This is a genomic window from Methylovorus mays (assembly GCF_020531915.1).
Taxonomy (GTDB): Bacteria; Pseudomonadota; Gammaproteobacteria; order Burkholderiales; family Methylophilaceae; genus Methylovorus; species Methylovorus mays.
The window spans coordinates 105,665-118,932 of record NZ_JAJAVG010000008.1; the positions used below are offsets into that span (position 1 = coordinate 105,665).

A 13,268-nucleotide genomic window follows, 5' to 3' on the forward strand; every position below is an offset into this window, starting at 1 on the left:
AAAGCCTCACTCACTCTAAGTGCTACACAATACTGCTACACAGCCTCTCATAGGCTATGGAGCATGCTTGGAGTGCAAGCGGTGAAAACACAAACAAATCTAGTAAGGCGTGGCGCTGTTTATTATTTCCGCGCAAGGTTCCCGTCTGATCTGGTTGACCACTATGGCAGGCGTGAGATACTCGCCTCGCTTAAGACCACTGACAAACGGGAAGCCCTCTGCAAGGCGCGCAGGGAGCGCATACGCTTCGATCTTGAGCTCTCCCAGGCCCGAGCATCAATTGCCTCAGGGAACCCCGTTACGCACCCTGTGCCATCACCCACAGAACCCCTTCTCCATCCGCCAGAGTCTCGACAATTAATCAAGACAATCAAGAGACCGGGGGACACTCTCCGAGCACTGTTCGATTACTGGAAGGTGCAAGGACAAAAGCGGCCTCGATCCATCCTCGAAGCTGAGACTGCAATCAATCGGCTAGCAAAACAGACTGATGGTAAGGCGGCCTCAGAGATCAGCAAGAGCGACATAGTTACATTCAAAGATAACCTAATTGCCAATGGTAAAGCACCAGCCACGGTAGCCAAGCAAATCAACCTGCTAAAGGCGGTATTCCAGACTGCTACCGATAACGACAAGCTCCCTAACAACCCAGCAAGCAAAGTGAAAGTACCCAAGCCAAAAGCCGTCTCTAAAGCCAGAGTTCCATTCTCTGCCAAAGACCTACAGAAGATATTCACTTCCGACATCTACACCTGGGGAGAGCGTCCTAGAGCAGGTGCAGGCGAGGCCGCGTATTGGATATGGGGCGGAGTATTACCCCTTAAAGCCTTTGAGCGAGGCCCTGCGCCATTTGAAGTACGAGGGCTTAGACATGTCACACATGGATTGTCACTGACTACTACGGTGTCGCCATTCCCAAGGAGGTGTAGGCTCAGATTGGGCTGACACCCTCTATACGAACTCCCCGAGCCTATCCGCCGTGCAGCCCTTGAGAAACTTGTGAAACCTCCTCGAATCCAAATCCGTAGAATCGTCGTAGAATCGAATAAAAACGGCTGATTGATACCATGTATCAACTAGCAAAAAAAATCGCCTCAGGGACTCACCTCGACTATCCCTTCGCGTGCTCGGAGATATTGATAAAGGGTTTCTCGGGAGATGCCGAAATCCCGAGCCAGTGCAGCACGGTTCTTATGCCCGTTTGCCTTATCTCTAGCCATTAGCTCTGCAATTCTCTCAGTACTCAGGGTCGGCTTACGACCTGCATAGGCTCCCCGGCCCTTAATGCATCACTAAAAGATTAGCAAACTCCGACTGGATCAATGGTAGAAAATCTTTATCCTGTTTGCTCTGCAAGGTGCAGCAATCTGCGACTTCCTGCAAACCAAGGAGGAAGGAGCCCGGATATCTTCGCGCGGACTAATATAAAAAGACACCTACGCCGATTTACTCGCCACTCCAAATGCCCAGCCGAGAGCTATGCATCTCATTCCTTCGCTAAGTAATAGTCTGCCACTTTTTCCTCACAAATTTCCAAATTTGCAGAGGCCAAATCCAGGGATTGGGTCGGTGTCACTGTGTAATCATGGTAATGAAAGCTATCGGTTGCGTGGACATAGACCAGTTTCCCAACGATATTTTCATAAGAATAAGCGTCATAAATCTCCTCTGATATATCTAAGTTTCTGACAAATTCCAAATGCTCTCTTGGGTTGGATTCCATGGATTCTCCTGAATTGGTTTAAATCGATTTCTACAATTGTAGAGCTGGGTAGGTTAATTATCTTTGCTAACTAAATCAAAACGCATCCAGCACAATATGATCATTCGTCCAATCTAACACCCATTGCGAGCGTATGCTATTGACCGATAGCCCAAACAAAAGGCTAGCTTATGCTAGCCTTTTATCATTTATGGCCTTCAGGGCTATTAGTTGGCCTCTCAGTCCCTACAAACAACAAAATCCACTGCCCATCAACTACCCCAAGTGGAAATCTTCGTAGGCAAGCGCCGTATTGGCCCCTAAATCTGCAAATAGGGTTTTTGATTGGCCGCCCACCCCATCCGCATCGTAATAAAGCTTGCCTGACGCCTGGTCATAGATCATGTGGTCCTCGGCGCTTTGCGCCTCTGTTCCGACCAAATACATATCTTCAGTAAATCCACCTTCAAAAGCTGAAAATGTAGAGTGCGAAATTTGCAAGGTGTCTTCCCCGGAGACGAAGTCAGTGATTCTATCGACGCCGTTGAAAGGCAACAGAATATTGAATATATAAATATCCTGCCCCTGTCCTCCAGTAAATGTATCGTTGCCATTGCCAGTGAAGATGGTGTCATTACCATCCCCTCCGGAGAACGAGTCATTCCCCAGGGAATGCTGAAAGAGGTCATTTCCACTGGTCGCAGTGATATTGTCGTTTTTATCGCTGCCTCCATATATGTTGCCGGTGGAGGACGTCAGAATGACATTCGGAGCATCATATGCAATGAATGCGTATTCAATAGTGGGATATAAATCGAGGTCGAGGCTGGTATAAGCCACGATGCGATCAGTGCTGTATTCACCCTCAGCCTCAATGATGATGTCGCTGGTACTACGGACATAGTAAGTATCACTACCAGAGCCGCCAATCAGCACATTGCTACCGAGTCCACCATCCAGGGTATCTTCGCCTTCGCCGCCCTCTAGTGTGTCGTTTCCACTATCGCCAAATAAATAATTCGAGTCACTGTTGCCGGTAAGTCGGTTGTTTAACTTGTTTCCATATAGCGTTATTCCAATGCTGGTTGTCAGGCCGTCATGTGATAGCTGGCTTGCATCTAAATTCTCAATATTGGCACCAGCAGAAATGGCTGGAAGTGTGTATGAAACTGAATTACCAATCAGGCTAACCGTATCTATCCCGCCATTCACGGATTCGACGATGGTGTCTTCAATGGTGACTGTGTCATTACCTGCGGGGCCCTTTACGGCTAGAGTCACAAGGTAAGTGTCATCCCCCAGTCCTCCCGTTAATGTGTCTTTTCCGGAATCGCCTTTTAAGGTGTCATCCCCTGCATTTCCATACAATCTGTCATTGCCCGCACCACCGTTCAGGACATTATCGCCAGCATTGCCGATGATGTCATTGGCAATGCTGTTGCCTGTAGCGTTTATATCGCCGCTAGCCATCAGTGTGATGTTTTCGACATTGTCGGCAAGTACATAATTGGCTGCCGTGGATTTGACCAAGTCAGCCCCTGCATTGAGCCCTTCAACAATTTGGTCGTTTTCATCATCGACTATGTATGTGTCGTTTCCCGTGCCACCTGCCAGATGGTCGGCGCCCAAGCCACCATCCAAGGTGTCGTTTCCTGCCAAGCCACTGAGCGTATTGGTAGAGTCGTTACCAATAAGATAATTTGCCGAACTCGTCCCCGTACCATCAATACTATCGACACCAGTAAGGGTCAGATTCTCAATATTACTGAGAATACCAAGACTGAAACTTTCATCAATTAGAACGGTGTCCGTGCCTTCGTTTGCCTTCTCAACAATTAACGCTCCACCCTCGCCAAAATAGTCAGAGCTTCCCTCAAATACATAACTATCGTTGCCCGACCCACCAATCAAAGTATCGTTATAGCCGTTCCCTATCAGGGTGTCATTACCAGAACCACTTTTAATAAGCTTGTTATATGAGCTCCCTGTAATGATGTTATTTAGTGAGTTTCCGATAATGATTAAATTTTCCAAACTCACATTGGAGATATCCATATTCTCAACATTGTCAGCAAGTGTAAATGTAGTCGTCGAATACGAGTTTGAACTTTCACCCACAATTACAATAGTATCGATACCTTGAGACTTTCCCTCCACAATGACATCTTCAAATCGATACACTGCATATTCAGGATCTTCATTATTGGTATAGATATTAACAATATAAGTATCGTCTCCTGCACCACCCTTGAATGTATCTTTACCGGCACCGCCAGATAACACATTATTACCGGCATTGCCTGTCATAACATTGTTTAAGTCATTTCCTACAGCATCAATATTGTCATTGCCAAGCAAGGTCACATTTTCAACCTCTGACCAGTCTGCCAAAAAAAGACCAAGAACAGAATAAACAAGATCAATACCTTCATCAGGATTTTCCCCAATCTGATCATTAATCTGATTATCTGAGTCAACATCGACGAAGTAGTAAGTGTCGTTACCCAGCCCTCCTTCCAGATAATCACGCTCTGAACCACCATTTAATACATCGTTACCATCACCGCCATATAAAATATCAATGCCTTCGCCACCTTTTAATACATCATTTCCCGACATCCCATATAACTCATCATCGCCACCTTGGCCATCGAGTGTATTAGCAGCTTTATTCCCCTGAATGATATTGGTCAACTCATTACCAACACCATTGATAGAGTTACTACCTTGCAGGTAAAGATTTTCAATATAAGCCAGACCTGGCATATTGCTATTCGACAAACTATAAGAAACTTGAGTAACTATCGAATCCTCATAGTCTTGTTCATTTTCTGTCTCGATAACAGTATCGTTGCTATCAACAACATATACGTCACCGCCACTCCCGCCAACCAGGGTGTCCCTGCCTGCTCCACCATCCAGATGGTCATACCCAGCAAACCCATAAATGATATTATTTGCAGCATTACCAATCAGGGTGTTATCGCCTCCATTCCCTATCAAATTCAACTTGGTTGCGCCTGTTTTTGATACATCCAGCCCTTGAAATTCATCGGACAAAGTAAAGTCTACGTTTTCCTGAAATGACAAATTACCTCTCAGCACCAACCCACCTAATTGGTCAGAATCACTAATCACATCCTGCACAACAGCGGTTTGATTAACGTTTAAAATATCCACCACATAAGTATCATATCCAGACCCGCCATTTAGTGTATCAATCGCGGCAGAACCCTTGGTGCCAACGCCACCATCCAGGACGTCGTCCCCATCACTCCCTGTAATGACATTAGCAGATTGATTACCGGTAAGTTTGATATGCAAATTTACTTTATTGCTATCAAAGTAAACATTGCTTACATCAATATTTTCATTGTTAGGATTAAGGCCAAGATTTAGCGTTATATCGATTAACTCAACATCATCCAGGCCTGTAACATCCCCTCTGATAACGACCGTATCTATGCCTTGGTTTGCATTTTCAACTACCGTATCTTCATTGCCTATTCTGAAGGATGATCTGGTAGTTCCTGACTGGATCATATCCACATAATAAGTGTCATTCCCCCTGCCACCTATCAGAGTGTCTTTTCCGCTCAAACCATCCAGAACATTATCCTGATCATTTCCAGTAATTACGTTATCAAGCTCGTTTCCTCTGCCATATATGGCTTCACCTAACAACTGAAGATTATCCAAATTCAATCCGAGTACGTAATCGACAGAAGCTTTGACTAAATCAACTCCACCTTTTTCTTCCCTAGCGAACTCCTCATCAATCCAATCGCTATCAGAATCTACGATATACGTATCCGAGCCTTGCCCACCCGAAAGATAGTCACCACCAGCTCCACCATCAAGCGTGTCATTTCCACGCCCCGTCCCGATAGCATCATCGCCAGCATATCCATAAATTAATGCCGGAGAAGTCGGGGAAGAGTTTGCTGTTAACTCGTCGTTATTCGCAGTGCCTTTGATAATCTTTGCCACAAAATTCTCGCTTAAAAATATTCTGTAATCTGTCGAACGTGTAAATATACGTTAAATAGCTTGACTTGATATTATCAGATGCAGATGGCTATCGCGCCTCCATGTGCGTGCATTTCGCGTTTTATTTCTTCTGCAGACGCTCCATCCAGCCAACCTCGCGAGGCCATCGTCCCAGCCCTTTCCCGCCAAATCTTCCTACACCCATTTAGGACTTTACCGATGGGGTGTCATCCCCTTCCCGCCTATGCTCTGGGTCTTCATGCGGAAACGCATTCCCCTCCAATGCATAAGGAGCAGTCATGGCAACTCAAGGTAAGGCTAAAAATTCGATTGGTACAGGCGCAGCACAGGGGACGGTGTCGGGCCCTTCCACGCACACGCCGCCGGCTACCCCCAAGGCGGCCGGGCCGGCCAAGCTGGTGGAAAAAGTCGCGGGCACGGATCAGCTGTCAGCTTCGATTCCGCATAACCCATCCAAGGCCGACGAATATGGCGAGGCGGCGCGTTGCCCTTACACCGGGGCATTCAGTTTGCCGGATTCTCCTGCGGCTACCAGCAGCACGGTGAATGAAACCGTGGCATCGCCCAAGACCGGCGAAGGCAAAGCGCCTGCCGGTGAAAACCGCATGAAGGGTGATCTGGACCGGGTGCGGGTAGACTCCGCCGGGCAGATGCTGACGACCAATCAGGGTGTGAATGTCGCCAGCAATCAGGATTCGCTGAAGATCGGTCTGCGCGGGCCGACAGCGATGGAAGACTTTATCCTGCGTGAAAAGCTCACGCATTTTGACCATGAGCGCATCCCCGAGCGCGTGGTGCATGCGCGTGGCTCCGCGGCCCATGGCTATTTTGAGAATTACAAACCGCTCACCGACCTCACCAAGGCCGCGCCGTTTAGCGAGGCGGGCAAGCAAACGCCGGTGTTCGTGCGCTTCTCCACGGTGGCGGGCGAGCGTGGCTCCATGGATACCGCGCGCGATGTGCGCGGCTTTGCCGTCAAGTTTTATACCGACGCAGGCAATTGGGATCTGGTCGGCAACAACATCCCGGTGTTTTTCATCCAGGATGCGATGAAATTCCCTGACCTGGTCCACGCCGTGAAACCCGAGCCGCACTTTGGCATGCCACAGGCCTCCAGCGCGCACGATACCTATTGGGATTTTGTCTCGCTCATGCCCGAATCCACCCACATGCTGCTGTGGCAGATGTCCGACCGCGCCATTCCGCGCAGCTACCGCATGATGCAGGGTTTTGGCGTGCACACCTTCCGCCTGGTGAATGACAAAAACGAATCCGTGTTCTGCAAGTTTCACTGGACCCCCATTGCTGGCGTGCACTCGCTGGTGTGGGATGAAGCCGTGAAACTGGGCGGCGCCGACCCCGACTTTCACCGCCGTGATTTGTGGGAAGCCATTGAAGCAGGCGCCTACCCCGAGTGGGAGCTGGGCGTACAGGTATTCACCGAAGCGCAGGCCGAGGAATTCAGCTTTGACGTGCTGGACCCGACCAAGCTTATCCCCGAAGAAATGGTGCCCGTCACCCCCATCGGCAAGATGGTGCTAAACCGCAACCCCGACAATTTCTTTGCCGAAACCGAGCAAGTGGCGTTTTGCACCGCCCACATCATCCCCGGCATCGACTTCAGCAACGACCCCCTGCTGCAAGGCCGCATCCACTCTTATCTGGATACGCAGATCAGCCGCCTCGGTGGCGTCAACTTTCACGAGCTGCCCATTAACGCCCCGCTCAAGCCCGTGCACAACAACCAGCGCGATGGCATGCACCGCCAGTCCATCCCGCGTGGCCGTGTCGCCTATGAGCCCAACTCCCTGGCGGGCGGCTGCCCATTCCAGGCCGGTATGCAAGGCTTCACCAGCTTCCCCGAAACCATCACCGAAGACAAAGTGCGCGGCCGCCCAGAGAAATTTGCCGACCACTACTCGCAAGCGCGGCTGTTCTGGATCAGCCAATCCCCACCCGAGCAGCAGCACATCATCAACGCCTTCCGCTTTGAGCTCACCCGCGTGCAAACCCAGGCCATACGCGAGCGCGTCGTCTCATTGCTGGTAAATGTGGATGAAGAGCTGGCCGCAGGCGTCGCCGCCGGGCTAGGCATTGCCCTGCCCGAGGCCGCCCCGCTCGCCAGCAGCACAGACTTCCCCGTGCCACCACCCTCCACCGCCCTCTCCGAGCAACACTTCCCCGGCAACGGCATGCTGCTCGGCCGCCGCGTCGCCATACTCGTGGCCGATGGTGTAGATGGTGACAGCGTGCAAACGCTTTACGATGCCATCCTCGCCGAAGGCGGCGTACCCCGCTTGCTAGGCCTGCAGCTAGGCCCGGTAAAAGCAGATAGCGGCGCAGCACTCGATGCCGAAGGCAGCATAGAAACCATGCCCAGCGTATTGTTCGACGCCGTCGCCCTGCCAGATGGCAAGCTCGTCGCCGAAAACCTCGCCGCCAGCGGCCAAACCCTGGAATTCCTGCGCGACCAATACCGCCACTGCAAACCCATGCTCGCCATCGGCGCCAGCCAACAGCTGTTGAAAACCGCTGGCATCCCGGAAACCCTGGTTGATGGCTCGCCAGACCCAACGTTGCTCGCAGTGAATGCCTTGGAAGACGCACTGCAAAACTTTGTGCAGCTAGTGGGTAGCCCTAGAAGCTTTGCGCGGGAGACGGATCCGCCTATGGTTTAGGTATACAAAATAAGCACCTTAATAGAGTGCTTGGGAAAGAAAGTTATAGGCATTCGTATGAATGCCTTTTTTCTATTAGCGCGTCATAGGGAATACGCAACCTCATGAATACTAGCGGACTTTATAAATTGTCAGCTATTATGCAGTGAATATTAAAGCTAAGCTCAATAAAGTAAGAGAACTTTTATGCAGGAATTATAAATCTAGCAAACGCGAGAAAGCGATTATTCAATTCTTATCCAATATAAAAGAACTGAAATCCGATAAATTTAATGAACCAGTCAGAATATCTTCACAGTAATAATAAGTAATAAATCAATAAAAATTTTACACATTAGCATCCTTTAAAAAGAAGAGGCGAACATGTCCAAGATTGAAAATTTGATTAAAAGGGGAATGTTTCCATCACAGCTACCGCCAAGCTTCACAACTACTCAATTTGGAGAAAAGCACTTATCCTTCACCAGAAGAATAAAAACCAAGGAAAAACTTTCCAATAGGCTATTTTCCACTGTTAGGCCTGAGATATTTAGCGTTGCAAGATATGGTCATTTTAGAAGACTTACGACCATTGTAAATCCAATTGCCTATCATCACATAGCCCAGCTATTGTCGAACAATTGGAGAGCTGTAGAACGGCAATTCAAAAAAGCCAAACTATCAAAAAGCAATCCTAAAATAACAGACAAAGGAGGGCGATCAATTGAATTTACCCCAATCAAAGAACTTCAAGAAATAAAAATAAAAGAATCGGCCGGTTATAAGTATGTTTTAAAAAGCGATATATCTCAGTTCTTTCCGACTTTATATACTCACACTATCGGGTGGGCATTAGATGGAAAAGACATAGCCAAGAAAAAACAATACAAAAGAAACTTACATTCAAATGATTTTGGGATATTACTTGATAAATCAGTTGGATTTTTTCAATCCAATCAAACAATAGGCCTCCCAATTGGTCCTGATACATCTCATATAATAGCAGAACTAGTCGCCACAGGAGTAGATGAGCAACTGATAAAGAAACTTGGCTACATACCAGCAGGCTTTAGGTTTGTTGATGATTACTATCTATTTTTTGAGTCAAAAGACAAAGCGGAAGATTCTTTAGCGAAACTAACTAGCTCTATGTCTTATTATGAGTTGAAGATAAATTCAATCAAGACAGAAATTATGGAGATTGAATTACTAGCAGAAGAGACTTGGAAGTATTCATTACAGCAATTCTCTTTTGAATACTCCAAAAAGAATCAAAGAAATTCAATAAATCACTATTTCGACCTCGCATATCGATCTGCCAAGAATCATACAGATGAAAATGTAATGGTTTATGCGGTAAAAAAATTAAAAAGCCAAATCATAAAAAAAGAAAACTGGGATTTGTTTGAAGCATACTTATGCAGAATACTACTAACATACCCAAACACCATTCAGGATATATCACAAATATTAACCACTTACCAAAAATATGACTACCCACTCAATGACGTCAGACTTAAAAGAACTATAAATCAAATCATTATAGATCATGCCCTCTTTGATCATCACAGTGAGATTGCATGGGCGCTTTGGTTATCTAAATCATTAAAAATAAAATTAACAAAAAAAAGCTGTGAATCACTTAATCAAATCAATAGTTCTGTTGCCTTGATAATTGCGGTTGACTTGGAAAATAGTGGGCTACTAGAGGGGGAACTTGACAATTCCAGGATAATAAACTTAGCAAACATTGCTGAGATTTGGGGAACAAACTGGCTCTTGGCATATGAGCTCAGAATGAAAGAATGGTTGGGATTCTCAAAAAGTAGTTTATTGAGTGACAATTATTATGGGATTTTAGCTGGTTTAAATATACATTTTTATGATCAAGAAAAAATTCTAGAACCAATTTTCGCTCCAGCTGAATCAACAGTGACTGAAGGGAATCCATTTAATGAAATGTCATGGAATGAATTGTTTGAGTCCGATGAAGATTTATCAGATCTGTTTGATTTTACTGAAGAGTCAGAGGGATATGGTGATATTAAAACAAGTGATCCGCATAGCATTAATTTAGGTGATGATGAATTTATTGATGACATTCCTTTTTGATTTGATCTTAAAAAAAATTTATTAATCCCATTTCCCAAACCCACATCAGATCGCACATCTAGCATGGATGCGAACTTCTGACACAAATGGGCACCCACTAACAGCCAAGTAGCGGTTGTCACAAACCTGTAACACCCCCGCCACAAACTAGCCTCCTAATCTGAATCTTCCCCGCCCCGCGGGGACTTAGGAGCGCCATCATGAATATCCCCAAACTCACCGTGAACAAACGCATGCTGATCTTGCTGTTTGCGGCGTATCTCGGCCTGGCGGGCTTTGCGGGCTGGGCGTATGCGTACTTAAGCAAGCTGCAGGCGGGGGCGAGTGTGGTGAACCTGAATGCGGTGCCTAGCCTGGAGACCCTGGGGCGGGAGAAAGCTTTGTTTGGGGATCTGCGTTTGCAGATTTCGGCGTTTATTCTGAATAACGACACGGCCAAAAAAGCCACGCTGGATAAGGAAATTCAGCAATCCATCACTGAACTCAAGGCCGGGCTGGCGAATTACCACCGCCTGATTGCCGACCCGCAGGATGCAGCACTGCTGAAAAACGCCGAGCAGGCGATGCAGCGTTATCTGCCGCGCATTGATGAATCACTACAGTTTTCGCGTGATAACGCGTTTTTTGAGGCGCGCGAATCGTACATGGATAACATGGAATATGCCGACCGCGTGGATGCGGCGCTGAAGGCGCTCTTCAGCTACAAGAGTCAGCTGGCGCAGCAGGCGGTGGCGGCCACGCAGGCGGCGTTTGCGCACACCATGCTGATTGGCGGCATTGTCACGCTGGGCTTGCTGATTGTGCTGAGCCTGATTGGCTACTGGGTGATACGCTCGGTGGAGCGCGAGCTGGGCGGCGAGCCGCATGCGGCGGCAGAGATGGCGCGGCGCATTGCCGATGGCGATTTGTCGGCGCCCATTACCATTGCCCCGCATGACAAGCAGAGCCTGATGGCCTCGATGCGCGATATGTCGTACACGTTGCAGCGGCTGATACACGATATGCGCGATCTCTCTGACCGCCACGAGGCGGGCGATATGGATGCGCGCATTGATACCACGCCTTACACCGGCGAATACCAGGCGCTGGCAGAGGGGCTGAACCGCATGCTGCTGAATTATGTGCAGCTCATGCAGCAATCCATGGCCTGCGTGCATGCCTTTGCCGAGGGGGATTTTGATGCGCGGCTACCGGCCTTCCCCGGCAAGCAGGCGATGATCAACACCGGCATTGAAAAGCTGCGGCACAACATTCGCCAGCTGATGGCAGACATGCAGCGCATGGCGCAAGACCACGATGCCGGGCTGATGGATAGCCGGATTCCGGCGGCGAATTACCAGGGCGATTTTCAGCGGGTGGCCGAGGGCGTGAATGCCATGGTGGCGCAGCATCTCACCATCAACCACAAGGTGCTGGCGTGCATACAGGCCTTCAGCCGTGGCAATTTTGATACGCCGCTGGAGCGCTTCCCCGGGCAGCTGGCCTCGATTAACGACAATATTGAAGGCGTGCGTGCCAATCTGAAGGCGGTAATCGACTCGCTCTCGCAGCTGGCCGCGGCGCATGCGCGTGGCGAGATCGACCAGATGCTGAACCCGGAGGCGTTTGAGGGCGACTATGCCCTGATCATGCAGAGCATGAACCGTACGCTGGAAAACCACATCACCATCAACCGCAAAACCCTGGCCTGCATGGCGCAATTCAGCGAGGGCGATTTTGATGCGCCGCTGGAACACTTCCCCGGCCAGCAGGCGTACATCAACCACACCATGGATACCATACGCCACAAGCTGCAGGCGCTGAATGACGATGCGCAGATGCTGGCAGCCGCGGCCAAGGCGGGCAATATCATGACGCGGGCCGATGCCAGCCGCCATCAGGGCGATTTCCGCCGCATTATCGAGGGCGTGAACAATACGCTGGAGATACTGGTGCAGCCCATGTTGCAGGTGAAAACCTCGGCCGAGACTATTCACGTAGCCGCGCAGGAGATCGCGCAGGGCAATGCGGATTTGTCCGCCCGCACCGAGTCGCAAGCTTCGGCGCTGGAAGAGACGGCCTCCAACATGGACGAGCTGGCTGACACCGTGCGGCAAAACGCCGCCCGGGCGCAGGAGGCCAATGGCCTGGTGAAAACCGCCGCCGGTGTCGCCAAGCAAGGCGATATGGTGGTGAACGATGTGGTGGCGACCATGACGGCGATCAACCAGAGCGCGCAGAAGATTGAGGACATCATCGGCGTGATTAATGGCATTGCCTTCCAGACCAATATATTGGCGCTGAATGCCGCCGTGGAAGCCGCACGCGCGGGTGAACAAGGCCGTGGCTTTGCCGTGGTAGCGGGCGAAGTGCGCTCGTTGGCGCAGCGCTCGGCCTCCGCCGCCACCGAGATTCGGCAACTGATAGAAGACTCAGTGAGCAAGGCCAACCAGGGCAGCGCGCTGGTGGCGCAGGCAGGCAGCACCATGCAGGAGGTGATGACCGCCGTGCAGCGCGCCAGTGAATTCATGGACGATATTGCCGCGTCATCGCACGAGCAGAGCCTGGGCATACAGCAGGCGCGCATGGCGGTGAACCAGATGGATGGCGTGACGCAGCAGAATGCGGCACTGGTGGAGCAAGCGGCGGCGGCAGCGGAATCGCTGTTGCAGCAATCGGATCAGCTGTTTGCCACGGTAAGTGCTTTCCGCCTCAACGCACGCAGGCCGGAGCTGCCCGTGTTGCGAGAACCACTCAAGCTGGTGAATCGCTAGAGTTCAGCGGGGCGACTCGCCCCGCGCGCCATC

General features: G+C 49.6%; 7 protein-coding genes. 4 read left to right on the forward strand and 3 right to left on the reverse strand.

Annotation, left to right across the window (positions count from 1 at the left end):
- Nucleotides 1-63: 63 nt before the first annotated feature.
- Nucleotides 64-945, forward strand: coding sequence for a DUF6538 domain-containing protein (locus LG203_RS14480; protein WP_407665399.1), 882 nt, complete (start codon nucleotides 64-66; stop codon nucleotides 943-945).
- Nucleotides 946-1,094: 149 nt separating this feature from the next.
- Here the strand turns inward: LG203_RS14480 and LG203_RS10935 are convergent, their stop codons facing one another.
- The 3 genes from LG203_RS10935 to LG203_RS10945 all read right to left on the reverse strand — a co-directional run bounded on the left by LG203_RS10935 (nucleotide 1,095) and on the right by LG203_RS10945 (nucleotide 5,692).
- Entirely contained in the window at nucleotides 1,095-1,286 is a 192-nt protein-coding gene (locus LG203_RS10935) for a helix-turn-helix domain-containing protein (RefSeq protein WP_456085642.1), read from the reverse strand.
- A gap of 200 nt (nucleotides 1,287-1,486) precedes the next feature.
- Nucleotides 1,487-1,723: a hypothetical protein gene (locus LG203_RS10940; protein ID WP_230345794.1), complete on the reverse strand. Its 237-nt coding sequence runs from the start codon at nucleotides 1,721-1,723 to the stop codon at nucleotides 1,487-1,489.
- 255 nt (nucleotides 1,724-1,978) lie between these two features.
- Complete coding sequence (locus LG203_RS10945; RefSeq protein ID WP_230345795.1) at nucleotides 1,979-5,692, reverse strand: beta strand repeat-containing protein; 3,714 nt, start codon at nucleotides 5,690-5,692, stop codon at nucleotides 1,979-1,981.
- A 299-nt stretch (nucleotides 5,693-5,991) separates the two neighbouring features.
- On the opposite strand from LG203_RS10945, the gene LG203_RS10950 reads away from it, so the two are divergent.
- The 3 genes from LG203_RS10950 to LG203_RS14430 all read left to right on the forward strand — a co-directional run bounded on the left by LG203_RS10950 (nucleotide 5,992) and on the right by LG203_RS14430 (nucleotide 13,235).
- Nucleotides 5,992-8,391, forward strand: a complete 2,400-nt coding sequence (locus tag LG203_RS10950) for a catalase (protein ID WP_230345796.1) — start codon at nucleotides 5,992-5,994, stop codon at nucleotides 8,389-8,391.
- Nucleotides 8,392-8,754: 363 nt separating this feature from the next.
- Nucleotides 8,755-10,482: an RNA-directed DNA polymerase gene (locus tag LG203_RS10955; protein WP_230345797.1), complete on the forward strand. Its 1,728-nt coding sequence runs from the start codon at nucleotides 8,755-8,757 to the stop codon at nucleotides 10,480-10,482.
- A 200-nt stretch (nucleotides 10,483-10,682) separates the two neighbouring features.
- The gene (locus LG203_RS14430; RefSeq protein WP_328486993.1) at nucleotides 10,683-13,235 is read left to right on the forward strand and encodes a methyl-accepting chemotaxis protein; all 2,553 of its coding nucleotides are present in this window, start codon (nucleotides 10,683-10,685) and stop codon (nucleotides 13,233-13,235) included.
- The last annotated feature ends 33 nt before the right edge of the window (nucleotides 13,236-13,268 follow it).